Annotated in this window: 21 protein-coding genes and 3 pseudogenes; 15 read left to right on the plus strand and 9 right to left on the minus strand. The window is 67.3% G+C overall.

From position 1 onward, the window contains the following. Positions 1 to 128: 128 nt before the first annotated feature. A complete protein-coding gene (locus tag GQF42_RS02055) occupies positions 129 to 1,517 on the minus strand; it encodes an IS1380 family transposase (protein WP_158917100.1) in 1,389 nt (462 codons plus the stop codon). A 337-nt stretch (positions 1,518 to 1,854) separates the two neighbouring features. Here GQF42_RS02055 and GQF42_RS02060 point away from each other — a divergent pair, with 337 nt between their 5' ends. The 3 genes from GQF42_RS02060 (at position 1,855) to GQF42_RS02070 (ending at position 5,026) form a co-directional block, all read left to right on the plus strand. Further along, positions 1,855 to 2,676, plus strand: a complete 822-nt coding sequence (locus GQF42_RS02060) for an SDR family oxidoreductase (protein WP_119987691.1) — start codon at positions 1,855 to 1,857, stop codon at positions 2,674 to 2,676. A 40-nt stretch (positions 2,677 to 2,716) separates the two neighbouring features. After that, entirely contained in the window at positions 2,717 to 3,601 is an 885-nt protein-coding gene (locus GQF42_RS02065; protein WP_199273016.1) for a helix-turn-helix transcriptional regulator, read from the plus strand. 586 nt (positions 3,602 to 4,187) lie between these two features. After that, positions 4,188 to 5,026, plus strand: a protein-coding gene (locus tag GQF42_RS02070; RefSeq protein WP_233273188.1) for an IS5 family transposase whose coding sequence is annotated in 2 segments (ribosomal slippage) — positions 4,188 to 4,505 and positions 4,508 to 5,026 — 837 coding nt in all. Because the reading frame shifts where the segments join, the coding sequence is not laid out codon by codon here. Here the strand turns inward: GQF42_RS02070 and GQF42_RS02075 are convergent. Further along, the gene (locus GQF42_RS02075) at positions 4,997 to 5,758 is read right to left on the minus strand and encodes an SMI1/KNR4 family protein (protein WP_158917104.1); all 762 of its coding nucleotides are present in this window, start codon (positions 5,756 to 5,758) and stop codon (positions 4,997 to 4,999) included. The two genes, GQF42_RS02070 and GQF42_RS02075, sit on opposite strands and share 30 nt — an antisense overlap. A gap of 217 nt (positions 5,759 to 5,975) precedes the next feature. Between GQF42_RS02075 and GQF42_RS02080 the strand changes: the two genes are divergently transcribed. After that, positions 5,976 to 6,775 (plus strand): IS5 family transposase gene (locus GQF42_RS02080; RefSeq protein WP_233273738.1). Its coding sequence is split into 2 segments (ribosomal slippage): positions 5,976 to 6,311 and positions 6,314 to 6,775, totalling 798 coding nucleotides; the frame shifts between segments, so codons are not numbered across the junction. 402 nt (positions 6,776 to 7,177) lie between these two features. Here GQF42_RS02080 and GQF42_RS02085 read toward each other — a convergent pair. After that, positions 7,178 to 7,417: pseudogene (locus tag GQF42_RS02085) on the minus strand (transposase); the annotation flags it as partial. A gap of 362 nt (positions 7,418 to 7,779) precedes the next feature. After that, positions 7,780 to 8,958, minus strand: a complete 1,179-nt coding sequence (locus GQF42_RS02090) for a Cmx/CmrA family chloramphenicol efflux MFS transporter (RefSeq protein WP_158917106.1) — start codon at positions 8,956 to 8,958, stop codon at positions 7,780 to 7,782. Between the two features lie 268 nt (positions 8,959 to 9,226). Here GQF42_RS02090 and GQF42_RS02095 point away from each other — a divergent pair. Next, a pseudogene (locus GQF42_RS02095) lies at positions 9,227 to 10,055 on the plus strand (tyrosine-type recombinase/integrase); the annotation flags it as partial. Between the two features lie 46 nt (positions 10,056 to 10,101). On the opposite strand, the gene GQF42_RS02100 reads toward GQF42_RS02095, so the two are convergent. Further along, positions 10,102 to 11,037, minus strand: a complete 936-nt coding sequence (locus GQF42_RS02100; protein WP_158917108.1) for a LysR family transcriptional regulator — start codon at positions 11,035 to 11,037, stop codon at positions 10,102 to 10,104. Between the two features lie 140 nt (positions 11,038 to 11,177). On the opposite strand from GQF42_RS02100, the gene GQF42_RS02105 reads away from it, so the two are divergent. The 6 genes and pseudogenes from GQF42_RS02105 to GQF42_RS45480 form a co-directional block, all read left to right on the plus strand. Next, the gene (locus tag GQF42_RS02105; protein WP_158917110.1) at positions 11,178 to 12,422 is read left to right on the plus strand and encodes an MFS transporter; all 1,245 of its coding nucleotides are present in this window, start codon (positions 11,178 to 11,180) and stop codon (positions 12,420 to 12,422) included. A gap of 327 nt (positions 12,423 to 12,749) precedes the next feature. Beyond that, positions 12,750 to 13,160: a GNAT family N-acetyltransferase gene (locus tag GQF42_RS02110; protein WP_158917112.1), complete on the plus strand. Its 411-nt coding sequence runs from the start codon at positions 12,750 to 12,752 to the stop codon at positions 13,158 to 13,160. Positions 13,161 to 13,268: 108 nt separating this feature from the next. Then, entirely contained in the window at positions 13,269 to 15,080 is a 1,812-nt protein-coding gene (locus tag GQF42_RS02115; protein ID WP_158917114.1) for an IS481 family transposase, read from the plus strand. Positions 15,081 to 15,659: 579 nt separating this feature from the next. After that, positions 15,660 to 16,064 (plus strand): hypothetical protein, encoded by a 405-nt coding sequence (locus GQF42_RS02120; protein WP_158917116.1) that lies wholly within the window; start codon positions 15,660 to 15,662, stop codon positions 16,062 to 16,064. 125 nt (positions 16,065 to 16,189) lie between these two features. After that, the gene (locus GQF42_RS02125) at positions 16,190 to 16,537 is read left to right on the plus strand and encodes a transposase (RefSeq protein WP_199272545.1); all 348 of its coding nucleotides are present in this window, start codon (positions 16,190 to 16,192) and stop codon (positions 16,535 to 16,537) included. Positions 16,538 to 17,178: 641 nt separating this feature from the next. Next, a pseudogene (locus GQF42_RS45480) lies at positions 17,179 to 17,376 on the plus strand (IS630 family transposase); the annotation flags it as partial. A 9-nt stretch (positions 17,377 to 17,385) separates the two neighbouring features. Here the strand turns inward: GQF42_RS45480 and GQF42_RS02130 are convergent. Continuing rightward, positions 17,386 to 17,730, minus strand: a complete 345-nt coding sequence (locus GQF42_RS02130; RefSeq protein ID WP_158917118.1) for a type II toxin-antitoxin system PemK/MazF family toxin — start codon at positions 17,728 to 17,730, stop codon at positions 17,386 to 17,388. A 360-nt stretch (positions 17,731 to 18,090) separates the two neighbouring features. On the opposite strand from GQF42_RS02130, the gene GQF42_RS02135 reads away from it, so the two are divergent. The 4 genes from GQF42_RS02135 to GQF42_RS02150 all read left to right on the plus strand — a co-directional run bounded on the left by GQF42_RS02135 (position 18,091) and on the right by GQF42_RS02150 (position 22,229). After that, a complete protein-coding gene (locus GQF42_RS02135) occupies positions 18,091 to 19,332 on the plus strand; it encodes an IS256 family transposase (RefSeq protein WP_067049883.1) in 1,242 nt (413 codons plus the stop codon). A gap of 28 nt (positions 19,333 to 19,360) precedes the next feature. Continuing rightward, a complete protein-coding gene (locus tag GQF42_RS02140; RefSeq protein ID WP_158929677.1) occupies positions 19,361 to 19,861 on the plus strand; it encodes a GNAT family N-acetyltransferase in 501 nt (166 codons plus the stop codon). Positions 19,862 to 20,107: 246 nt separating this feature from the next. Continuing rightward, the gene (locus tag GQF42_RS02145) at positions 20,108 to 21,733 is read left to right on the plus strand and encodes an ISL3 family transposase (RefSeq protein WP_158917120.1); all 1,626 of its coding nucleotides are present in this window, start codon (positions 20,108 to 20,110) and stop codon (positions 21,731 to 21,733) included. Between the two features lie 58 nt (positions 21,734 to 21,791). Beyond that, positions 21,792 to 22,229, plus strand: coding sequence for a DUF4259 domain-containing protein (locus GQF42_RS02150; RefSeq protein WP_158917122.1), 438 nt, complete (start codon positions 21,792 to 21,794; stop codon positions 22,227 to 22,229). Between the two features lie 48 nt (positions 22,230 to 22,277). On the opposite strand, the gene GQF42_RS02155 is transcribed toward GQF42_RS02150, so the two are convergent. From GQF42_RS02155 to GQF42_RS02165, 3 genes are all read right to left on the minus strand, one after another. Continuing rightward, complete coding sequence (locus tag GQF42_RS02155; protein ID WP_158917124.1) at positions 22,278 to 22,835, minus strand: transposase; 558 nt, start codon at positions 22,833 to 22,835, stop codon at positions 22,278 to 22,280. Positions 22,836 to 23,271: 436 nt separating this feature from the next. Beyond that, a complete protein-coding gene (locus GQF42_RS47145; protein WP_325100281.1) occupies positions 23,272 to 23,403 on the minus strand; it encodes a hypothetical protein in 132 nt (43 codons plus the stop codon). Between the two features lie 293 nt (positions 23,404 to 23,696). Next, positions 23,697 to 24,545, minus strand: a complete 849-nt coding sequence (locus GQF42_RS02165; RefSeq protein WP_158917128.1) for an inositol monophosphatase family protein — start codon at positions 24,543 to 24,545, stop codon at positions 23,697 to 23,699. Positions 24,546 to 24,669: the final 124 nt, after the last annotated feature.

Here is a 24,669-nt window from a genome sequence, read left to right on the forward strand (position 1 = left end):
TTTCGGGGTCGTGCAGGCCGTGTTGGGGCTGAGTTGCGGTTTCGGGCATGGGGTGGCCGCTGGTCTGCCCAGCTCTTCCACTCTGTCCACAGGTCTCGGGCCCTTTCGGGCAGGTCGGTCAGGGAGCGTCAGAGGGCTGGCGGTGCATGCACCGTGCTGAACAGCTGGGTGAAGTCCTCGCTCCAGGGCCAGCGCTCGGGCAGGTGCAGGGTGAGGCGGCGGGCGGAGCGGGCCAGGCGGGCGGGCACGTTGATCAGGCGGTCACGGATGGTGGCGGTGGTCGCCCTGGCATGGAACGCGGAGGCCAGGGCGCCGACGGCGCGGGTCAGGTTGTGTGCCAGGGCCGCCAGGGCGAGCCACGCGGCGTTGGCCTGGAAATGACCGGACGGCGCGTGGGCGAAGCCGCTGTTCTTGACATCGGCGATCACCTGCTCGACGACAGCGTGCCGGCGGTGATCACGCTCGGCATCCCTCACGGCGAGCGGGGAGTCGGTGAACGCGGCGTGGTAGCGCCAGGTATCGAAGAGCGTGCCCTGTCCGGCGGGGACGGTGCCGGCGCTCAGGCGTTTGACGCGGCGCACGATCAGTCGGGCGGTAACTTGCTGTTTCTTCGGCTTGGAAGTGAAAGCGGTGTAGAGGATCTCGGCTATCTCGGCGTCGGAGATCCAGCACTGGCCCTCATCGTCCCAGACCGCTTGGGGATATTTGATCGGTGTCCAGGCGTCCTCGTCGATGCGAGCGATGGTGGCCTTGACAGAGGCGTTCATCCGCATGGTGATGGAGTAGCGGGCACCCAGGGCCCGGCAGACGTTGATGACGTCGGCGCCGTAGAACGCGGAGTCCGCCCGCAGCACCAGCAGGCCGCTGGCGCCGCAGGCGCGTGCGGTGCGGATGGTCTCAGCGACGAACGCTGCCGCCCCGCGCGCCGAGTTCGCGGGTCCCTTACGCAGCCTGGTGGCAGCGATCACGGGGGCGGACAGGGGTGTGGAGACGACGCCGAGCAGTGCATTCAGGCCCTTGACCTTGCTGTATCCGTAGCCGGCGCCCTGTTTGGCGTAGCCGTGGGTGCGGCGGATGGTGTCGTCGATGTCCACGTATGCGGCCTGGTCCGCGCCGGGCAGCAGCGGGGTGTGACGGGCCAGTTCGTGCAGGAACCGGCGGGCCACGGCGTGCACTTGCTTCACATGCCCGTGGGTGAAGGAGCGCAGGAACGACCCCAGCGTGGACGGGGCCCGCACACCGGTGAACAGGCGGCCCATCGCGCCGTGCCGCAGCCGGTCCATGTCGTCGATGCTGTCGGCGCCCGCGGCCATGCCGCCCACCAGCGACATCAGTTTCGCCGCTGGGAAGGCGCCGGTGCCGTCCTTCGAGGCGGGCAGCCGGACGTGCTCGCCGGCCAGCTTGGGCAGACCGCACCGCTCGGCCAGCCGCACCACCGGCTCCAGCCCGCCGTACGCGATCAGGTTCGGGTCATCGAACGCGGATGAGACCGCCGCCGCGGCATGGGAAGATCGCATCTCGGAAGTGCCTTGTCGATCGTGCCTGATGTGGTCCTAGAAAAACCCCATTATCGCAGGTCGCAAGGCACTTCTTCGTTTCTGGGTGAACCATCCGCCGGCATCAAGCCGGGGTGATCCGGGCTCAGCGCACCAGGAAAGGGGGGTTCTGACAGTACCTGTATCACCAGGGCCTCCCAGATGTGCACAACGCCTGTCAGCCTGGCGTGAGTCGAAAGCGCCGACAGCACTTCATGGACACGCACTGCAGATTTACCTCCGTCAGCTCAATTCAGCTGCTGCCCCGAATGCGTGACCGTGTCGGCGCATTCTGACACGACAGAAGGAACGGATACCAATGACGGACAATCAATTCACCACTCACGCGGAACTTTTCGATCTGAGTGGGAAGTACGCACTTGTCACTGGCGGCACCAAGGGCATTGGGATGATGATTGCGCGCGGCCTTCTCCAGGCGGGCGCCCGCGTCGTCATCAGCTCACGTAATGCGGACACGTGCGCGGAGGCACAGCAGCTGCTATCCGAATTCGGCGACGTCCAGGCAATTCCCGCCGACCTGTCCAGGCACGACGAGTGCCAGCGCCTCGCTGATCTCGTCATGGCCGACTCGGAACGCCTGGACATCCTCGTCAACAACGCGGGAGCGATGCGTAGCGAGCCGCTGGAGACGTTCCCGGACGAGGCCTGGGATGCAGTGCTCGACCTCAACCTCAAGTCGCCGTTCTGGCTGGTGCAGGCACTGCTTCCCGCACTTCGCAGGGCGGGAACCGCCGATGATCCGGCACGGATCATCAACATCGGCAGTATCGCCGCCATTCACGTCGCCCAGGCGCCCACCTACTCGTACGCCAGCAGCAAAGCGGCTCTCCATCAGCTCACCAGAGTGCTTGCCCGGGAGCTGGGTCCACAGCACGTCACGGTGAACGCGGTAGCACCGGGAGTCTTCCCGTCGCAGATGATGGGGGCCACGCTCGATGCCATCGGCGACAAGATCGCGGCGGCGGCCCCACTGCGCCGGCTCGGCCGCGACGACGACATGGCGGGTGCCGCTGTGTTTCTCGCCAGCCGGGCTGGGTCCTACCTCACGGGCGCCATCATCCCGGTAGATGGCGGCACCGCGACGACTGCAACGGGTACTCCCCCCGTCATGGGCCACTGACTAGTACGGCGAACGGGCCTATGGTACGGAGATGGCCACGATGGATCCACGCACCGAGATCCGGGAGTTTCTCAGCTCGCGTCGCGCCCGCATCGCACCCGAGCAGGCGGGCCTGCCCGCTTACGGCGGCAACCGCCGGGTCAAAGGTCTGCGCCGCGAGGAGGTCGCGCTGCTCGCGGGGGTATCGGTCGACTACTACGTGCGCATGGAGCGCGGCAGCCTCGCCGGTGCCTCCGACGGAGTGCTCGACGCGTTGGCCTCTGCCCTGCAACTCGACGAGGCCGAGCGCGACCACCTGTTCCACCTCGCGCGCCAATCGAGGGCGCCCCGCAGCCCACGCCAGCGCATGCCTGCCGTGGCGGTGCGCTCGACGCTGCAGCAGGTGCTCGACGCGATCTCCGATGCGCCGGCCTGGATCGGTAACGGCCGTTATGACGTGCTCGCCATGAATCAACTCGCTCGCGCGCTGTATTCGCCGGTGCTGGCCGATTCGCGACGGCCTGCGAACACAGCGCGGTTCGTCTATCTGAAGCCCGAGGCGGCCAGAGATTTTTTTGTTGACTACGACCAAGTCGCCGGTGCCGTGGCTGCGAAGCTGCGCATGGAAGCCGGCCGCAATCCGCACGACGAGGAGCTGATCGCCCTGGTCGGCGAACTGTCAACGTGCAGTGAGCTATTTCGGCAGCGGTGGGCATCTCAGGACGTGCGGCTGCACCGGTCCGGCCGTAAGCGTATGCACCATCCGGCCGTGGGCCAGCTCGACTTGGACGTCGAGTCCCTGGAACTGCCCGCCGAACCCGGCCTGTACCTCAACATCTACACCGCACCCGCGGGCACACCGACCGCTGACAATTTGGCGCTCTTGGCGTCGTGGGCGGCCACCCAACAGACGCTGGCGACCGAGCTCGAAGCACACAACGGATAGTCCAACCCCTTCAGCCGTACTAGGGTCCGTTTCCCCGACCAGCGCGGGCAGACCACACCGCTCGGCCAGCCGCACCACCGGCTCCAGCCCGCCGTACACCATCAGGTTCGGATCATCGAACGCGGATGAGACCGCCGCCGCGGCATGGGAAGACTGCATCTCGGAAGTGCCTTGTCGATCGTGCCTGATGTGGTCCTAGAGAAACCCCATCATCGCAGGTCGCAAGGCACTTCTTCGTTTCTGGGTGAACCATCCACCGGCATCAAGCCGGTGGATCCGGGCTGAGCGATGCTCCCTTGACTTCGGTCACCCAGACTTCGTCCACTGGCTGGTGCGGTGGCTTTTGCGGGTCAGGCGTCGGGTCATCATGGTGATGAGTGCCCAGTTCAGGTGGGCTTCGGAGTTGGCAGACGTTCGCAGTCGCGTGCGTTGCGGCGGGCGTTCATGCACCCGCCGATCGTGCGCTCGACTTTCCAACGGCGGGGCAAGACGACGAAGCCCTTGACTCCTTTGAACTCGTAACACGATCTTGTGGATGTGTGCTGGTCGGGCGTGACCGGTACGACGATTCCGCCGTTCGTGAGGTGTGGGGAATCGGCCGTGGATCGTGGAGGATGAACTGTGGGAGCTGATCGAGCCGTTGCTGCCGCCGTGGCCGCGGAAGGCTCCCGGCCCGAGGCCGGTGGATGACCGGCGGTGCCTGCAGGGCATCCTGTACGTGCTCTACAACGACGTCAGTTGGCAATTGCTGCCGCTGGAGCTGGGGTTCGGCTCCGGACAGACCTGCTGGCGCCGGCTAGGTCGGTGGCACGAGGCCGGCGTCTTCGAGACGCTGCACCGCATCCTGCTCGTCGAGTTGCACGCGGCCGACGCCCTGGACTGGACCCGGGCCTGCGTGGATGCCTTCCACATCCGCGCGAAAAAGGGGGCGAGGCGGCCGGCCCGTCACCGGTCGACCGCGGGAAGACGGGCAGTGAACACCATCTGATCTGCGACGGGAAGGGCACCCCGTTCAAGGTCATCACTACCGCAGCCAACGTCAACGACGTCACTCAGACCCTGGCCCTGGTCGACGGCATCCCGCCCGTCGCCGGAAAGCCCGGTCGGCCGCGCAGGCGCCCCGACGCCCTTCTGGGCGACAAGGGCTACGACAGCAACCCCAACCGGCACGAGCTGCGCAAGCGCCGGATCCTGCCGGTGGTCTCCCGCAAGGGCGCCCCCAACATCAAGGGCCTGGGCAAGCTCCGCTACGTCGTCGAGCAGACCTTCTCGCTCCTGCACCACTTCAAGCGCCTGGCTGTCCGCTGGGAACGGCGCCTCGACCTGCACGACGCTCTCGTCTCCCTCGCCTGCGGCCTCATCTGCTGGAGACGCCTCAAGAAGGTCCGCAGCAGATCAGAAGGGCAGCGGCTCGGAGCTGAGTGACTCGGTATATCCCAGGGACCACCGCCCAGGAACGGCGGCGCAGATCGCATCCAGATCGGCGCGGGTCCGGCCCCGGACGTGAAGCCAGCTGTGGACGCCCAGGCCATCTTGGCGCAGCAGCTTGCCCGGGGCAGAGAACCAACGCACGGGGAATTCCTCCGGACCCGTCCACATTGGATAGTCCGGCAGTTGGACCCGCTGAAAGTGTTCGGGCACCGCACCAAGTAGGTCCGCGGGCAGCTCGCACGCGTTGTACAGCCGCCCTCCGCCGCCGAACAGCGCCTCGCTCAGTACGAGCTCGACACAGGCCAAGGACACCCGGTCCAAGAACGGCACCCAGCCGTCCCGCGCCTGAACCAGCACCGGAGGATCGTCCCGGTCAAGGTCGGTAAGGCGCACTCCCCAGAAGGCACAGCCCTGGTTCTCACTGCGAAAGACGAGGACACCGCCACACTCGTCATGCACGAACACCTCGCGAGGCGGCAGCAGCGGGTCCTGGTTGGCAACCAGGTCGGGCCGGCCACCCGCGAGCGTATAGAACTCGTGCAGCGCAGTCGGCAGGGAGCGGCCGAGCATCGCCTCCGTCTGCGCCAGTTCCGCCTGGGGCGTGCCGTCGTCCTCGGCCAGCGCATCGCCCCAAGCGGCAGCAAAGGTGCGGATGAATTGCCAGGCCCGCTCCCGATCGGAAATCCCGCCATCCAGAGCGTGGGCTACGTCGAAGCTGCCACTCATGCCACAGAACGTATCGGAAGCCCGAGCCGCATCGCCAAGAGACAATCAGGCTGCCAGAGAGCGCCGCCCTCCAGGACCAGTCCGTGGCTTGGCAGCTCGCCAGAGCGGCCCAGCATGGATCCGACGAACGCGATGCCTCGACGACACGACCAAGATCGTGTTACAAGCCCTTAGACGTCATCTCATTTGGCTCGGTAGGCTGTTAGCCGTGGTGGGGATCGTTGAGCGGCTGGTGCCGGATGAGTTGTGGGAGCTGTTCCAGCGGGTGGTGCCAGAGGCGCCGACGCGGCCTCAGGGCGGTGGCCGACGGAGGCATGGTGACCGTGAGGTGCTGGCTGCGATCGTGTTCGTGGCCACGTCGGGCTGCACGTGGCAGCAACTGCCCTCGGGGTCGTTCGGGCCGTCCGGGGCAACGGCTCACCGCAGGTTCACCGAGTGGACGAAGGCTAGGGTGTGGGCCAAGCTGCACCGCCTGGTCCTCGACGAACTAGGCTCGCGCGGGGACCTGGACTGGTCGAGGTGCGCGATCGACTCGGTGAACGTGCGGGCCCTGAAAAAGGGGACCTGACAGGCCCGAATCCTGTGGATCGGGGCAAGTACGGCTCGAAAATCCACCTGCTCACCGAGCGAACCGGCCTGCCCCTGTCCGTCGGAATCTCGGGCGCCAACGTTCACGACAGCCAGGCCCTGATTCCGCTCGTGAAGGGGATACCGCCGGTCCGCTCCCGGCGAGGCCCCCGGCGGCGCAAGCCAGGCAAGCTCCACGCCGACAAGGGCTACGACTACAACCACCTGCGGCGATGGTTATCCCAACGGGGCATCCGGCACCGCATCGCCCGCAAGGGCGTCGAGACCTCGCAGCGACTCGGAAGACACCGGTGGACGATCGAACGCACCATGGCCTGGCTCGCCGGCTGCCGTCGCCTCCACCGCCGCTACGAACGCAAAGCCGACCACTTCCTGGCCTTCACCAGCATCGCCTGCACCCTCATCTGCTACCGCAGGCTCACCAAATGAGATGGCTTCTTAGGCGATCCCGTGGTACGTCTTCGTTGTACGTATCGAGCGCGAGTTAGGCCGCCCACTCGTCCCCTTGACCGCCCTCACTGGGCGACGCCCTTCGCCTCGGAGGTTGCCTGGTCAGTTTCTTCATGACCGGGCAAGGTGAAGGCATCGGTTTCAGGTGTCCTTCCGATGAGTTTCTACTTTTGCCGCTGGGGATTAGGCTTCAAGCAATCCAGCCTTGGCCATATCGCGCGGGTCTTGCGGCGCGAGGTCCTGGACACCTCCGGGCTACCACCGCTTTCCTGACATGCTGTTGTCCCCTTCGGCTTTCGCCTCCAGGTAATTCAGGTGACCCAGGAACATTCCTCCAAGTTCCTCCCGAGTGAGTCAGGAATACAACGAAGCGCCTCACGGCGCACAGTAGCCGTAGACCGTCTGGTGGGGCGGGAAGTCGTGCGGGAGATAGGCCAACTGGCAGCCGGTGCGGTCCACGTACAGGATCGCGTTCATGATCTCGCGGAGGTCGTGCCGAGGTGGCCGGCCGAAGTCCAGGGCCCTACCCCGGCGTTCGAAGCGCCAGGCGGACAGTACCGGCTCGATCAACTCCCAGCGGGCATCGGACAGATCACTCGGGTACGCGCGACGATCCGTCATGACCTGGACGTACCGCCCGTTGGGGGCGTGCGCACAGGCGTGCGTCCTGCCCCGCGGAAGCACGGCACAGACGGGGGCGTCCAGGATGAGACAGGCGCAAGACAACACCGCCCCCGCACGGCACACCATCTACACCGACAACCACGACCGGTTCAGCATCCTCGTCAGCACCAGATCCCTGCCCCGCGCAAACATCGACCTATCGTCATATTAATGATGAAAATGGCCTCTAAGAGATCGTTTTCTCCCGTTATTTCATCCCGGGATGCGGATTTCATCCGGTGATGTCGGGTCGCGCCAGGAGATGGTGGTCTCGCCGGTGAGGCGGCGTCCCTCGACGGTCAAAAGGGCGTTCGCATGCGTCACTGGAGCACCTCGGTGCTTCGGCCAGCCGCGATCACGGTGCGGAAGAGGAACGCAAGGAGCAGCGCAACGGCGACCAGGAATCCGCTCGACCACAGAGGCCCGAGGTTCCCGGCCGCGGTGCTGAGGGTGGTCGCGGCGATGAGAGGGCCGACGGCGGCGCCCACGTTGAGCGCCGCGGTCGCGTACGAGCCGGCCAAGGTCGGGGCTCCCGCGGCTTCGTAAAGGACCCGCGTGATCAGGGTACTGCCCAGCGCGAAGGACAGGGCTCCCTGGATGAACACGAGGGCGAGCAGGGCGAGCGGCTTGTCGGCCAGCACGGCCAGGGCCGGCCAGCCGACGAGCAGCAGCGGGCCGCCGACCGCGATGACCGGACCGGGGTGCTGGTCGGACAGCCGACCGGCGACCGTGACTCCGGCGAAGGAACCGATACCGAAGAGCACCAGGGCGACAGAGATCCACAGTTCACTGAGCCCGGCGGTGCCGGTCACGACGGGGGCGAGGAAAGTGAAGCCGGCGAAGGTGGCCGCGTTCACCAGCGCACCGAGCAGCATCACCAGGAGCAACCTACGCCGTGCCAGCTGGGCGAGTTCCGCTCGCAGGGCTGGTCCGCCAGGCATCCGTTCCTTCGCCCGTCCCGCTGGGATTCCCTTCAGGATGCCGAGAGCTGCAGGCAGGCAGAGAGCGGCGACAGCCCAGAATGTGGCACGCCAGCCGAGCAGCGTGCCGAGCACCGACCCACCCGGGACACCGGCAATCGTGGCGGTCGTCGTGCCTGACAGCAGCACGGCCAGCGCACGCCCCTTCTTGTCAGGCGAGACCAGGGTGGTGGCAGCCGCCAAGGCGACGGCGAGGAACCCCGCGTTTGCGAGCGCGGCGACGAACCGAGTGGCAAACAGGACCGGGAAGCTGGTGGTGATGGCGCCCACGGCGTGGGCTGCCGCGAAAGCGAGGATGAACCCGAGCAGGCTGGAGCGCCTGGACCACCTACGGGCAAGTGCGGCCACAAGAGGGGCACCGACGATCATGCCGATTGCGAAGGCCGAGGTGAGCACGCCTGCTGTCCCGACAGTGACGTTGAGATCGGAGGCGATGTCCGGCAAAAGGCCGGCGAGCATGAACTCCGAGGTGCCCATGGCGAAGACGGCCACGGCAAGCAGATACAGCGGAAGAGACATCGAGTGGCTCCGGGGCGAGGAGAAGCACGACAAGGTCATCTCGTCACCGCGGCCAGCCCTCAAGGGCGCCCTCGTTACACCGCAGAACGCGGCGCGACGGCACGTCTAGGAGCTCAGTGGTTCAGGGGGCTGACGGCATGTGACCGAAAGCCCCCACCCTGTCTGACTCAGGACTCGACATGACCTGCACGCTACCCGACCACTGTCCGTCGAGGCACCTTGGTTTCATCGATGTTGGCCTGTGTCACCAACGTCATGTCCCGCAACAGCCAGGCCACTGTCGTCAGTTGCGGACGACGAGATCGGCGAGGCCCTCGAACTTCTCTGGGGCGCGGCGGTCAACACCTGGAATTCCCGCCGGTCGGGGGTGCTGTCCTGGCTCGGGTGGTGCCGTGAGCGAGGCTACGAGGGGCCGATGGTCCCAGCCTGGGCGAAGCGGCTGGCGGTGCCGGACTCCGAGACCCCGGCCCGTTCGAAGATGGCCGTCGACCGGCTGATCGCGCGCAGGGAGGTGCACCTGCGGGAGCAGACGCTGTGGCGGATGCTCTACGAGACCGCCGGGCGGTCCAAGGAGATCCTAGGCGTCAACATCGAGGAGCTGGACTACGCCGGGCGTCGTTGCCTGGTCAAGGCCAACGGTGCCCGGACCAAGGCCCGCCGCCGGGGCCAGTCACGCGAGGACTACGTGCTGGAGACCGTGTACTGGGACGCCGGCACCGCCCGGCTGCTGCCCCGGCTGCTCAAGGGCCACACCCGCGGGCCGGTGTTTGTCACCCACCGCCGCCCGGGGCCGGGCAAGGTCGTCAGCCCCGCGACGTATGCCCGGACACCCCGGGCTGGCCCGGCTTTCGTACGGGCAGGCCCGCGCCCTGCTCGACGAGCACACCGCCCTGTGCGGGCCGGGTACGGGCTGGGACCTGCACGAGTACCGCCATTCCGCCCTGACCCACCTCGGCGAGCAGGGTGCCTCGCTGTTGATGCTGATGGCGAAGTCCCGGCACAAGAAGCCGGAGAACATCCGCCGTTACTTCAAGCCGTCCCCGGAGGCGATCTCCGAGCTGACCAGCCTGCTCGCCCCCGGCGACGCCCGCCGTTGACCGCCTGTGCAGGGCAGGGTAGGGCCGGCCCGCAGGGGCGGGGCGTTCAGCGCGGAATCACCCAGCCCGGTGCCCAGGTCCCGGCGGCGTCGTGGGCGGCCGTCGTGGCGGCCAGGTGGGTGCGGAGGGTGGCCAGCGCTGGGTTGGGGTTGTCGCGGTGCCAGAGGAGCGAGTGCGGGTAGACGGGCGTCGGGTCGGTCACCGGGATGCGGCGCAGGCCGTGGTCGGCGGGCCAGATGAGGCGGGTGGGCTCGCCGATGAAGGTGGCAAGGGCCGGTGTGTCGGCGATGGTGTCGAGGAGCGCGTCGGTGCCGAAGTTGGGGCCGGTGGCCTCGATGGTGAGGCCGAACTCGGCGACGAGGTCGTCGTAGTAGGCGGCCCACTCGGTGCCGGGGGCGATGCCGGGCATCCAGATCCGGTGCCCGACGAGTTGGGCGAGGGTCACCGACCGGGCGCCTGCCAGTGCGTGGGCGGGGCCGGTGAGGAGTTGGAGCGGCTCGTCGAGCACCCGGACGGAGGCGATGTCCTCGGGAAGGGGTCGGCCGGGCGCGGCGACGGCGCGGAAGGACGCGTCGATCGCACCGGAGCGAATGGCAGTGACGGCCGTCTCGATGTCGAACAGCATCATCACATCGAGGTCGATCTCGGGGTGTGCCCGGTGGAAGGCGCGCAGCAGGCCCGACTGCGCGCTGCGCGAGGCGAGCACGTCGACGCGCAGCGGGCGGCGGCCAGGGCGCACGGACGCGCCCGCGCGCTCGGCGACGCGCAGCAGCTCGCGTGCGTGGGGCAGGAACGCCTGCCCATCGATGGTGAGCTCGGCGCCGCGTGGGGCGCGGGTGAACAACCGCACGCCGAGGGTGCGCTCCAGCGTGGCGATGCGTCTGGAGACGGCCTGCTGGGTGATCGACAGGTCGGTGGCGGCTTTCTGGAACTGGCCCGCTTCCGCGACGGCGACGAAGGTACGTACTGCTTCGAGATCCACGCCGACCCACCTTAGTGAACAACTGATTGTTGTGGATTGCTGGCGGGTCAGTTGTTTGACCTGCTGTTGTCCTGCCCGCTTATCTCTCATCCGTCAACGTCAGTTTGTTCGGGTGGGACCTCAAGGGGAGTGCGCTGAGCATGGTGGGCAGGAGACGGTTGGGCCGGCAGTTCGGCTGGCTGTGGGCGTCATATGCGGTGAGCGCATATGGGTCCGGTCTGGGGTTCGGGGCGTTGCCGCTGATCGCTGTGCTGGTGCTGCATGCCGGATCCGCTGAGGTGTCTGCGCTGTCCGCGGTGGGGCCTGCGGTGGGTGCGCTGATCGCGGTGCCGCTCGCGCCGTGGGTGGAGTTCCGGCGCAAGCGCCCGGTCATGATCATGATGGACCTGGCCCGGTTTGCGGCCATAGCGACGATCCCCGTCGCCTACGCCCTCGGATGGCTCAGTTTCGTCCAACTGCTCGTGATCTCGGCCGTGGTCGCCGCAGCCAAGATCGCCTTCAACGCGGCCAGCGGCGCCTACCTCAAGGCCCTCGTCCGGCCGGATGACCTGCTCGTCGCCAATGCGCGGTTCGAGTCCACGAACTGGAGCTCCATCGCGGTGGGGCCACCGCTGGGCGGGGCGGCGATCGGCCTGTTCGGGCCGGTCACGACCGTGGTGGCCGACGCGCTCAGCTACCTGCTCTCCGCATTGGGCATCACCGCGATCCGCGGCCAGGAAGAAGCAGCGCGAACGACCGACAAGGGCCCGGTCCGGGCGGGCGCACTGCTCGACGGCTGGCGACACCTCATGGGGCATCCCGGTTTGCGGGCGCTCTACCTCAACAACATGCTCGTCGGCGGTCTGATCATGGCCACCGAGCCGCTGCTGGCCGTGCTCCTGCTTCGCCAGCTCGGTTTCCCGCCCTGGCAGTACGGCCTCGCCTTCGCCGCGCCCTGTGTCGGCGGACTCATCGGCTCCCGGCTGGCCCACCGTGTCGTGGTCCGCTACGGCCAGCACGCGGTCTTCCGGATCGTCGGCACCCTGCGCGCCATCTGGCTGATCGGCCTGGCCTTTGTCCGTCCCGGCGTCGTCGGTCTCGTCACTGTGATGGCCGTCGAGCTGGCCATCATCATCAACATGAGCCTGTACAGCCCGGTGCTCGCCACCTACCGGCTCGAACACACCCCCAAGCATCTCGTCGCCCGCACCCTGTCGGCCTGGTCGATCGGCCAGCAGGCCTCCATCGCCATCCTCACCGCACTCGCCGGGCTGCTCGCCGACGTCACCAGCCCACGCACCGCTCTCACGGTCGCAGGACTGCTCATCCTGACCACACCGCTCCTGCTTCCCCGACAGGACCAGACGTCGCAGCACAAGCCCGAACTGTCCCGCAGCCACTCATGAGGCACCACAACTTGCCACCCGCAGACCGCAGCCGGTCCGCCGGTGCGTGTCCGCTTCGACCTGGCACACCACCGTTTAAGGAGAACTCGCGTGAACACTGCCCCCGTGCTTGACCCCACCCATACCGCTCTTCTGAGGTAGCCGTTGGGACGTAACCGGGACGCGCTCACTGCTCCGGCGGCCGCAGCGAGTCGCCCGCTGGGAGATCAACAGCGCAGCGCTGTGACGCGCCATGGAGCACCTGAGCACGCGTTCCGGAGAGATCGAGTAAGAGACTAAGGGCTGTCCCAATATTGGGCAGGCCGCCGCAGGAGGACAATCGCGCTCATGGCTGACGTCGTCCTCTTCGATCCCGCTCACCTCTCTGGAGTCCTCGACCTGTGTCGTAGTGAGGGATGGTCCACCTTCCCTGCCAACCCCGAGCGGGCCAAGGCCAGCCTGACGGCACCGGGCGTGCTGGCGCTCGTCGCGGTTGAAGGCACGCGAGTTGTCGGCTTTGCGCAAGCCCTGACCGATGGTGTCGCACAGGCACACCTGTCACTGCTTGCCACGGCTCACGATCACCGTCGCGAAGGTATCGGCCGCAGTCTGGTTCAGGAGACTCTTCGCCGCTGCGGAGCCATGCGCATGGACCTGGTCACGGACACCGCAGAAGAGTTCTACGCCGCACTCCCACACCGCAGGTTTCACGGCTTTCGCATCTACGGAGACGTTCAACCGTCCGGTGGGACTTCGTGATGTCCGATCCCGGTAGATGCTTGACAGTTCGGTCCCAGCTGATGGTTGACAGTGGCCGTGATCGGCTTTTCTGTGCGTGTCGTTGCGGCGCGTGTGGGGAGGCCGGGATTGGCGCTGGTGGAGTTGTCGGTTGTCGAGCAGAGATACCGGGCTGTCCTGGCCGTGCTGGCGGGAGCGACGGTGACCGAGGTCGCCGCGTCGCTTGGGGTGTCCCGGCAGACGGTCAGCGGCTGGAAGTCCCGCTATGAGACCTCCGGTCTGGCCGGGTTGGCGGATCGTTCGCGCAAGCCGGCGTCGTGTCCGCATCAGGCCTCTGCCGAGGTGGAGACGGCCGTGTGCGAGCTGCGGCGCAAGCACCCGAAGTGGGGTCCGCGGCGGATCGCGCATGTGCTGGAGCGGTCCGGGGCGGTGAGCCCGGTGCCGTCGCGGATGACTGTGTATCGGATCCTGGTCCGTCACGGCCTGGTGGAGCCGGGGGTGCGGCGCCGGAAGCGGTCGGATTACAAGCGCTGGCAGCGGGACCGGCCGATGCAGCTGTGGCAGATGGACATCGTTGGCGGCGTGATGCTGGTCGACCCGGTGACCGGGGAGCTGACCGAGGCCAAGGTCGTGACCGGGGTGGACGACCATTCCCGGTACTGCGTGATCGCGTCGGTGGTCGAGCGGGCGACCGGGAGGGCGGTGTGTGCGGCCTTCGCCCGGGCCTTGCAGGCGTTCGGGGTGCCGGAGGAGGTGCTGACGGACAACGGCAAGCAGTTCACCGACCGGTTCGGGCAGGGCGGTGAGGTGCTGTTCGACCGGATCTGCCGGGAGAACGGGATCGCGCACCGGCTCACCCAGCCGGCGTCGCCGACCACGACGGGCAAGGTCGAGCGGTTCCATCAGACGCTGCGGCGTGAACTCCTCGACGACTGCGGTGCGTTCGAGAGCATCGAAGCGGCTCAGGCGGCGCTGGATGCGTGGGTGGAGGAATACAACTCCATGCGGCCGCACCAGGCGCTGGACATGCAGTTCCCGGCGGACCGGTTTACCCCGGTTGCTGAGCAGGAGCGGGACGTCCTGGGCCTGAGGGTGCCCGGAGTGCTCGCGCTGGTGCCGCACCAGCGGACGGCCCCTGCGGTGACGTCGGAGCCGGCCGAAGCGCCGCCTGCCCCTGCCCCTCTTCCCGAGGCGGTGCAGGTGGACGAGGGCGGGCCGGTGGAGTTCGAGCGGGTGGTGCCTGCGAGTGGGAATCTGCAGGTCGCGGGCAAGCAGTTCTGGCTTGGACCGGCCCGCTCAGGGCTGACGGTGACCTTCTGGGCGGACACCTCGGTGATCCATCTGCTGATCGCCGGGGCGCGGATCAAGACCGTGCGGTCGCACTTGTCTGTGGCGGATCTGGGACGGCTGGCCGCCCGGGGCGGACGTGCGGCCGGGCCGGCACCGCTTCCGGCCGGTGAGGGGGCGGCGTTCGAGGTGGACCGGGTCGTGAACAACAGCGGCCTGGTCGGCCTGGGCGGGCACCAGGTGCTGGCAGCGGAGATCCTCGGCGGCCGCCAGGTGGGCATCCGGATCGATGACGAGACGCTGTCGTTCTTCGATCCGTCCTCGCGGGAACTGCTGAGGGTGCGGCCCAACCCGCTGACCGGCGAGGAAGTGCGCAGGCTGCGGGGCTTGCGTCCGGCCGGACCGCCGCCGCGGCCGGGTATCGAGCCCGTGCGTGTGCAGCGGCGGGTCAGCGCGGTGGGCACGGTCATGGTCTGCCGGCAGGTCGTGTCCCTCGGCCGCCCGTACGCAGGGCAGACCGTGACCGTGCACGTGTCGGACACGACGATCAGTGTCGAGCTGGACGGCCAGGTCCGGGTGATCCGGCGCACGACCGACGTCCCGGTCCGTAACGTGAAAGCGAACAAGCCCCACGGGGCTCCCTATGTTGTCTAGGTCCACCGTCAAGCATCACCTGGGACCAGAACGTCAGGCATCAGCTGGGATCCGACAGCCGTCGCCTGGCCTTCTAAAACTGACGTTCATCGTTGACACCTGGGTCTCCGATCACTACGGAGATCCACATGCCGAAGTCCACGCCCACCACCCCGCCGCTTGACCGTGAGGCCAAGCGGCGTGTGCTGATCTGAGTCTGTGAGGCATGCGGATCAGGGGGCGGCATGGACGACTTGCACGTCAGTCGGTGGCGGAAGAACGGGCAGGATCGGCTCTACATCAATCTCGGCGGACCGCGGGGTCAAGCGGTGGCCTGGCTGAACTGCAAGAGGGGAGAGGTGCGGATTCCAGACGGTATGTAGGTGCCGGTTTGGGCCGGGCACGACGGATGCGACGGGGCTAGGGCTGTACGGGCTCGTCCGTCCGGGCTCGTCCGGGAAACTAGACTCCACGCATCCCCCTAAGGCACCGTGATACCGCTGCTCCACAGTCAGCCCGCGCCCGATGACCGCGTCGGGTCAGCAGACGGCGGAGCAGGCGTTCGCGTACTCGGAAGGCTTGCACCATGGAAGGGGACCCATGCAGATCATCAAGGGCCGACTCGCGGCTAAGGCCGTCGGCCTCGTCGCCGCCGTCACCGGTGTCGCGGCGCTCACGACCGCACCCGCCCACGCGGAGACTATCGTCTGGCTGAGCAGCCCGAGCCACTGCGCCGGGGTCTACAAGTCGTGGCAGGTCGACATGGGCAAGACCGGCGTGCCCGACCTGTGCCCCGGCCCCAACGACCACCAAGACGCCATCATCGCGTACTGCTGGGTCAGAGGCGACGACATCGATAACGGCGGAAACGTCTGGTACTACACCGAGCGGGTGTACTACAGCTGGGAAGGTTGGCAGTACCACAGCGGATACCTCTACGGCGACTACGTCGACTCCAACAAGGAATTCCACGCCGGGCTCCAGCACTGTGGCTGGGGAAACTAGACGGTATGTAGGTGCCGGTTTGGGCCGGGCCTCGCTCGCACGTTGTCGTGGGTTGCCGGCCTGGCGCACCCTGGCCAGTAGTGCCTACATGTGCGGGAGGCCCGGTGTTTTCTGAGCGTACGAGCGTGGGGCTCGATGTGCACGCGCGAAGCGTGGTGGCGTGCGCGATCGACACGGTGACCGGGGAGCTGACCCGTTCCCGGCTCACGCCGCAGCATGCTGACGTCCTCGACTGGCTCGGGCGGCTGCCCGGTCCGGTCGCGGTGGCTTACGAGGCCGGCCCGACCGGGTTCGGTCTGGCCCGAGCGCTTTCGGCGGCCCGGGTGCGCTGCGAGGTGCTCGCTCCCTCACGGTTGCAGCGTCCGGCCGCGGAGCGGGTCAAGACCGATGCGCGTGACGCGCTGCACCTGGGAGTATTTGTCATTCCTGAAGGGGTGGGTTCCGTCAAGGGTGGTATATCTGCTGGTTGTTAATGGTTCTGGGCAGCGTTGACCAGCTCGCGGGCAACGGGTGAGGTCGGCGAGCGTGTATGTGTACTGTGGGGTTGTGGGTGTCGCTCGTCTCCGCTGTGTGATGCAGGAGGGCAGGGCCAGGTCTCGCCTGCCGGTCATTCCTTCGCGGCGTGAAGCCGCATGGAGCGGTGCGACGTGCGGCAGGCGGGGTCAATCAAAACCGCGACCGCGCCGGGTGGGGGTCAGACAATTACCCGACCGCGCGCCTGCCGCCACCGAGCTGCTCACGCGGCCTTGCGGGCCAGGGCGCGGATGTGCCCGTCGCGCAGCCCGTAGGAGACCAGGGTGAGCAGTTTGCGGGCCGCGGCGATCTTCGCGTGGCTGTGACGTTGTCCAGCGGCCCCGGCGTGACGTCTTCCAGCGGCCCCAGTTGATGAAGGTCCTGTGTCTCCGTGACGTCTTCAAGTGGCCCCGGGGGTTGGTTTGCGCCGGGACCACTTCAAGGGCTTCTTACCCTTTTGTTCCGGGGGCTCGGGGCGTTGGCTTTATCGGTGAGTCCTGACACCGGTTGTCGATCGGCGGCGACACCGCCCGATGTTGGCGGAGAGTGATATCGCCGAGTTTTGACACCACTTGGGGGCTTGCTTCGAGGCTCACTTCGGCCGCTGCGGCAGTTCACCCTGGCCAACTCGCATCATCCGAACCACACGATCCAGACCCGGACCCTGCACGCCTACCTGCGCTGGCGGAACAAAAATGCCCGCCACCCTGACGTCCTGGCCGCCCAGTGCAAGGAACGCGCCCGCATCCGCAGCGAGAAGAGCCTTCGCTGGGGAGGCCGACCCCCGCTCGTTGCCTGATCAAGCAGCCTAGTGCGCAGCCTGCCCGAGTCCACCGGCACGGAGGGCATCCTCGATCTCGCCGAGCTTCGCTGACGACAAGACTCCCACCTGCTCGGTCAGATCTTCCTGGGCCAGCGTGACCAGCCAAGTGCACGGGACAAGACCGGGACGTGGCAGCGCCACTCGAAGGACGCCCTCGACAGGCAGCCCCTCGGGCGCCCCCACTGCCACCTCGACGGCCACACCGCTGATCTCGGTCCCCGCAGGAGCGACGACCTGCATCGCTCGGAACCCGGACGCTTCGTCTCCTGACAGCAGTACTACCGGCCGCCGCTCGTCAAAGTCCGCCAACCAGACCTCGCCGCGCTGCATGTGCCCTCCCGACGCAGGATCGCGGGGGAACCTTGCACGCCCCGGACCGAACACCTCATTGTCGGCCGTAATCCAACCAGTCCAGCGGTCGCAGCGGCCAGCGAACCCGGTGAACCTGCGCGCTCACAGCACTAGGCCAGTGCTCGGCGGAGAGATCATCATGTGGGAATGACTGAGAACCGATCCACTGTGGCACCGACTGTGGTGCGGCTCGATGGCGTCCCACTTTGTGGTGTAGCCGATCAAGGCTAGGGCGTACGCCCCGGGGCGTGTGGTGATGGGGATTCCGCTCCCTGCCCAGCAGGCGGGCCACCTGCAACTCTCCTTGGTGAACGGCCAGTTCAACCCGGGAGGTGCACGGTGGCCCTGTCTCAGTCTGACCTACTCCGCCTGCTGGAGTCACTACGTTCGGCGGACGGGCTCGAACTCGTCCGTTCGGTGGCCGAGCGGATGCTCCAGGAATTGATCGAGGCCGAGGCGAGCGCGAGGATCGGCGCGGAGTGGAACGAACACACCGACACCCGCACCGCGCTGCGCAACGGGCACCGGGACAAGACACTGACCACGCAGGCCGGCGACCTGGACCTGGGCATACCCAAGCTGCGCTCGGGCAGCTTCTTCCCCAGCCTGCTGGAGCGCCGCCGGCGCATCGACCAGGCCCTGTTCGCCGTCGTGATGGAGGCGTACGTCCACGGGGTGTCCACCCGCTCGGTCGACGAGCTGGTCAAGGCCCTCGGTGCGGACAGCGGGATCTCCAAGAGCGAGGTCTCGCGGATCTGTGCCGACCTGGACACCCAGCTGACCGCGTTCCGCACCCGGTCGCTGGACCATGTCCGCTTCCCCTACATGTATCTGGATGCGACGTACTGCAAGGCCAGGGTCGCCCACCAGATCGTCTCCCGGGCCGTGGTGATCGCCACCGGTATCACCGAGGACGGCGGCCGCGAGGTGCTGGGAGTGATGGTCGGCGACAGCGAGACCGAGGTGTTCTGGACCCAGTTCCTTCGCTCCTTGCGCGAACGCGGCCTGAACGGGGTCCGGCTCGTGCTCGGCGACCACCACTCGGGCCTGGTCAAGGCGATCCGCAAGGTGATCATCGGTGCGGCCTACCAGCGGTGCAGGGTGCACTTCCTGCGCAACGTCTTCGGCGTGATCCCCAAGGACGCCGCCGAGATGGTCGCCGCCACCATCCGCACCATCTTCGCCCAGCCCGACCAGGCCGCCGTTCGCCGCCAGCTCGACACGGTCGCCGACATGCTCGGCGCGCAGTTCCCGCAGGTCAAACAGATGCTCCTGGAAGCCAAGGACGACCTGACGGCATTCGCAGCCTTCCCCGAACGACATTGGAAGAAGATCCAGTCCACGAACCCGCTGGAGCGGGTCAACCGAGAGATCAAGCGTCGCATCGATGTCGTCCAGGTCTTCCCCAACGACGACGCGCTGCTGCGGCTGGTCACCGCCGTGCTCTTCGAGATGCACGACGAGTGGATCGCCTTCCCCCGCCGCTATCTCCCCGAGGGCAGCATGGACCAGATCTACCCCGCCGAGCTCCCCGAAAGCGCCCCCGAGCTACCCAACACCACCAACACAACCGCCGATTGATCGGCTACACCACGACAAGGGACACAACCTGCGGCTCGCCCAGTACACCAAGGCGGACCAGGAGGAGATCCTTGGCAACAGCGATGATCCCTTCGGTGTCGCCTGGACAGGTCTGACCTGGCTGCCGAAAGAAGAGCACTTCGGCATCCGGCACGACGGCCGCCTCGTGGCACACGCCGGCCTGCTGCGACTGCCTGTTGCGATCGGCGACGCCGAGACAGAGGTGGTGGGCGTCGGCGGGGTGGCCGTCTCACCCGGCATGCAAGGTCAGGGCCTCGCTCGCCTCGTCGTCACAGCTGCCCTGGAGCACGCCCGAACGATGGGTCCTCAACACGCACTCCTCTTCTGCCGGCCTCCCCTCGTGTCGCTCTACCAGCGCCTCGGATGGCACCCGTTCGACAAGGACGTACTCGTCGAACAACCCGAAGGCCGCCTCGTGACCATGCCGCTGCGGACCATGGTGACGCCCCTGCGCGACGACGCCCGGTGGCCCTCAGGGCCAGTACGGCTGTTCTCACTCCCTATGTGACGTGCCCCTTCAGCAAAAGCCGCGCACCACGGCGACATGCACCAGTGTCAGTTCGCACCAACATTTTCCGGCTCTGCGATGGCCAAGCACTGCCCAAACTCGGGGACAAACGCTGTCGACTCTCGGGGTCTGGCACAAGTTCCGTGAGCCGGGCACGCGTTGTAGTTGTTGATCTCCTTGCGGTGGGTGCGGAAGCCGCCCTGAAATCGTTCCTCGTGTGGATGGCACGGCCGACATTCGGTGGCCGTGAACGAGGTGTTGTCCCGGCTCCAGGAGTTGTTGTTTCCGTCGGTCCCCGGCGTCGCCGTCGTGGCTGTAGATACGCACGGCGAGGCGATACGCGTCGTGGCCCGGTGCACACCCGCCGGGGCCGCCTGTCCCGACTGCGCCCACTGGACGGAACGGGTCCACAGCTCCTACCTGCGGTTTCCGGCAGATCTGCCTGCTGCCGGGCGACGAGCACAGCTCGCGTTGCGGGTCCGGCGGTTCTTCTGCACGGCCTCGGCCTGCGGCCGGCGGACGTTCGTCGAGCAAGTGCCGGGGCTGCCCCGCCGCCACGGCCGGGTCACCGAGCGGCTGCGCCGGGCGATGAGTGAGATCGGGCTGGCCCTGGCGGGCCGGGCTGGCGCCCGCCTCGCCCGGGTCATGGGCATCGCGACCAGCCGCGCCACGCTGCTGCGGCGGGTGATGGACCTGCCCGATCCGGCAACGACGCAGGCCCGCGCCGTCGGCGTGGACGACTTCGCGCTCCGGCGCGGCCACGTCTACGGGACGGTCGTGATCGACGCCGAGACTCACCAGGTCCTCGACCTGCTGCCCGAACGCGACGCCGCCACGCTCGCCCCGTGGCTCGCGGCCCACCCCGGAATCGAGGTGATCTGCCGTGACCGCGCCGGTGCCTACGCCGAGGCCGCCGATGCTGCCGCGCCCCAGGCCCTCCAGGTCGCCGACCGGTTCCACCTCTGGCAGAACCTTGCCTCCGCGGTCGAGAAGACCGTCGCCGACCACCGCTCCTGCCTGCGAGACCTGCCGCCGCTCACCCTGGAACCCGAGCCCGCCTGGGAGACGCCCGCCGTCTCGGCACCCGGCCAGGGCGCCGAGACGAATGACCCGACCGGAAGGTTCGCCGAACAGGCCCGCGCCCACCACGCCCTCGTCCACGATCTCCTCGCCCAGGGCATGAGCCTGAGGGGCGTTGCCCACCACCTGGGCTGGGGGCGGCACACCGTGCAGAGGTACGCCCGTGCGGCCCGCTGGCAGGACATGGTCAAAGGCCGCAAGCGACAACTCCCCAGCAAACTCGCTCCGTTCAAGCGCTACCGGGCCGGGCGCTGGGCCGAAACCGAAGGGAACGTGACCATCCTCGATCTCCACCGGGAGATCACCGAACGTGGATTCCGCGGTCATTACTCCACCGCCCGCGACTGGATCCGGCGCGACCTGCCGCAACGGGAAGGCTTCACACCCGCAGCGCCACCGCCCTCGGTACGCCAGGTGACCGGCTGGCTCACCCGCCACCCCGCCACCTTGACCGAAGTCGAGAAACTGCACCGCAAGGCCGTGCTCGACCGCTGCCCGGAACTGGCGTCTGCCGCAGAGCTGACCAGCTCGTTCGCAGAGATGCTCACCACTCTCAGCGGCGACCGCCTGCCCAATTGGAGCACCGAGGCCACGGGCACCGACCTGGCTGGCGTCAGCAGCTTCGCCGCCGGACTGAGCAACGACTTCGACGCGGTGACCGCAGGGCTGACCACCGACTGGAACTCCGGGCCGCTCGAAGGAGCAGTCAATTGGATCAAGATGCTCAAACGGCAGATGTTCGGCCGGGCTGGCTTTGGTCTCCTGCGCAAGCGAGTCCTGCTCGCCACATGATCGTGCTGTCAGTGGTTGATGCGAGGATCGCCGCACAACTCGCTAAAAGGAGATCATCGTGGGTACCTGGGGCACCGGCCCTTTCGACAACGACACGGCCTCGGACTTCGCTATCGCGCTTGACAATGCGGAGCCCGAACAACGCGAATTCCTGATCCGGGGTGCCCTCGCCCGAACGGCCAAGGCGACTGGCTACCTCACGGAAGCAGAAGAAGCGGTTGCCGCCGCCGCGTTGATCGCGACACAGTGCCCAGGCGGCGAACCGATTGACACAGCTTACGTCCCTGAGAAGCCCATGCCAGTCTTTCCCGTCGATCTTCGGACGCTCGCGGCCGAAGCCCTCACCCGCATCCTGGATGACGAGTCTGAACTGGCCGCGAACTGGGTCGAGCCTGCTGATGCGCGCCGATGGCTCACAACAATCAGCCACCTCTGCGGAGTACTTGCCCCGCCATCAGCATCCACTGACGTCCCGCTCTTCGACCTCGACTCGTAACGCTACGTTACTGTTCACGGAACTTGTGCCAGACCCCAGAACTCGTGCTTACAGACACCCAGCGGGTGCGCAGACGGCGGAAGTGGTGCAGGAGGGCGAAGGCGGCTTCGACGACCCAGCGGTGGATGCCCAGGCCGGAGCCGTGCTCGGTTCCGCGGCGGGCGATGATCGGGCGGATGCCCAGGTGCTGTAGCCGGCGTCGGTAGACGTCGTAGTCGTAGCCGCGGTCGGCGTACAGCGTCGTGGGGCGGCGGCGGGGACGCCCGCGCTTGCCTTTGACCGGGGGGCAGCGTGGACCAAGGGCAAGAGCTGGGTGACGTCGTGCCGGTTTGCGCCGGTCAGCGTGGCGGCGAGCGGAATGCCGTGTGCATCGGTGATCACGTGGTGTTTGCTGCCCGTCATGCCCCGGTCCACCGGGGACGGTCCTGTCCTCTGGCCGCCCGTCATCGCCCGCACATGCGAGCCGTCGACCGCGGCCCGGGAGAAGTCCAGTAGGCCCGCCGCCCGTAACTCGGCGAGCAGCAACTCGTGCAGAGCCTGCCACACCCCGGCCTCTTGCCAGTCCCGCAGCCTGCGCCAGCACGTGCTCCCCGGAAGGACACCCATCGCTCCGACTCAATGCGGCTGCGACCAGTAGATGCGGTTGACCGCCGGTTTCAGGTTGTCGTAGCGGATGTGCTTGGTCGGCACTCCGCCCAGGACGTTGAACGCCTCGACGTGCCCTTCCATGAAGGACTCCTGGGCCTGCGAGGCATAGACACGGTGGACGGCCTTGCCGGAGTACGACAGCCGCAGCGTGAACAGGTGGCACTTGACGACCTCGCCCGCCAGGCGGACCCAGACATCGGCGAACGACCTCGGCTTCCTCGCCGGGCAGGTGGACCTGCGGGACCATGCCCGTCAGGTGCCGGCGGCCCTCCAGCACCTCGGCCTCGATCTGCGGACGCCTGGCCAGCACGTAGTCGCAGACCGTGGAGTAGGAAACCAGGTCGAAGTCGTACTCCTGGGCAAGACGCTGATGGATCCGGCGGGCGGTGTGCTTCTACTTGCGCGGCGCACTCGCGTCTTCCCGCAGCATCGCGTCGATCCACGGCTTGGCCGGGTCCAGGACCGTGGCCCGCGGCACCGGCTTCTTCCGTGGCGGCGGGACAGCAGACAGAAGGGCCTGCCGCACCGTCCGACGATGCACTCCGTACTTCTCCGCCAGAGCCCGCTGCGACAGTTCCGGATCAAGACGCTTATCCCTCCGGATCGCAGCGAACAGCTCCGTCCGCGACAAACCCATCCCGGCCTCCCGACACGACCGTGATCAAGCACCACGGCCTCCGACATGACCGTGATCGACGCACAAACCCTGCCGTCGCCGGGCGGACGGAGCAGTGCATTCACTCCAAAGAGGGCACGTCGCGGACCTGCATGTCGGCCTACTCGCGCGAACGTCACCAGCCTGTCGCGCGGTCCGCCGTACTACTCACTCTCGTCGAGAGCCCGATAGTCGCGACTGCGAGGCAAGCCCTTCACCAACTGCAAGAACCCCTCATGCAGCCGACCGTTGGTGACCAGCACCGACATGTCGCCTTCCAGTACGGACGTTCCGCTCAGGTCGGTCACCCGGCCTCCCGCCTCTGTGACGATGGCCGGCATCGAAGCGACGTCCTCATAGCCCATCGGCGGACCGGCGATGACACCGGCATCGGCCCGGCCCGTCACCAGGGCCACGATCATGCGTGTTGAGGGCACCAGGAGGACCCGGCGGTGAAGAGCACAAAGGAGTTCCTCCGGCCATCCAGCCGGATTGTGCATCAGCGTCCTCGCCCCTCCCAGAGCCGTCCGCTCCGTGACCCGGGCACGGCGGCCCGACTGCAAGTCAGGCTCCGGGCCGGGCAGCACCCAGCAGCCCAGACCACAACCCGCCACAATCATCTGCTGACTCATGGGCATGTTGATCACGCCGATAGCAGGCCCGTGCTCGTCCTCGTAAGCGAGATCATTCGCGAACAGCGGCACCCGGTGCATGAAGAACTTCGTGCCGTTGATCGGGTCGATGATCCAACGCCGCCCAGATGACCCGCCGGTCGCGCCTCCCTCCTCTCCGAAGATCCCGTCGTCCGGCACCCGCCGTCTCAGCTCATCCCTGATCAGCTCTTCAACCGCCACGTCGATCTCGGTGACCTCGGTGCCGTCCTCCTTGAGACGGCTGTGCCAGTCATCGCTGAAGAAACCTTGCGCCGACATCTGCCCGGCACGACCGGCCAGGCGAACAGCGAAGTCCAGAAGCTCCCGATCAACGGGAGGGGCATCGAACACGTAGTCCATCCGTCGAGCCTTCCACGGCTCTCTGACCGCCGGGGTGGGGCCAGATCAACTTCTTACGCGTGGAGCCACTTCTGAGCCGTGCCGTGGAGCCCAATGAGGTGCTTACAAACAAGTCGCAGGATCA

This window comes from Streptomyces broussonetiae (assembly GCF_009796285.1).
Lineage (GTDB): Bacteria > Actinomycetota > Actinomycetes > Streptomycetales > Streptomycetaceae > Streptomyces > Streptomyces broussonetiae.

Bases quoted from the DNA above. Each gene is read 5' to 3' on its own strand.
- GQF42_RS02055 (WP_158917100.1), bottom strand. From the start codon at position 1,517: ATGCGATCTTCCCATGCCGCGGCGGCGGTCTCATCCGCGTTCGATGAC.
- GQF42_RS02060 (WP_119987691.1), top strand. From the start codon at position 1,855: ATGACGGACAATCAATTCACCACTCACGCGGAACTTTTCGATCTGAGT.
- GQF42_RS02065 (WP_199273016.1), top strand. From the start codon at position 2,717: ATGGATCCACGCACCGAGATCCGGGAGTTTCTCAGCTCGCGTCGCGCC.
- GQF42_RS02075 (WP_158917104.1), bottom strand. From the start codon at position 5,758: ATGAGTGGCAGCTTCGACGTAGCCCACGCTCTGGATGGCGGGATTTCC.
- GQF42_RS02090 (WP_158917106.1), bottom strand. From the start codon at position 8,958: ATGTCTCTTCCGCTGTATCTGCTTGCCGTGGCCGTCTTCGCCATGGGC.
- GQF42_RS02105 (WP_158917110.1), top strand. From the start codon at position 11,178: ATGGTGGGCAGGAGACGGTTGGGCCGGCAGTTCGGCTGGCTGTGGGCG.
- GQF42_RS02110 (WP_158917112.1), top strand. From the start codon at position 12,750: ATGGCTGACGTCGTCCTCTTCGATCCCGCTCACCTCTCTGGAGTCCTC.
- GQF42_RS02120 (WP_158917116.1), top strand. From the start codon at position 15,660: ATGCAGATCATCAAGGGCCGACTCGCGGCTAAGGCCGTCGGCCTCGTC.
- GQF42_RS02130 (WP_158917118.1), bottom strand. From the start codon at position 17,730: ATGCAGCGCGGCGAGGTCTGGTTGGCGGACTTTGACGAGCGGCGGCCG.
- GQF42_RS02155 (WP_158917124.1), bottom strand. From the start codon at position 22,835: ATGGGTGTCCTTCCGGGGAGCACGTGCTGGCGCAGGCTGCGGGACTGG.
- GQF42_RS02165 (WP_158917128.1), bottom strand. From the start codon at position 24,545: ATGGACTACGTGTTCGATGCCCCTCCCGTTGATCGGGAGCTTCTGGAC.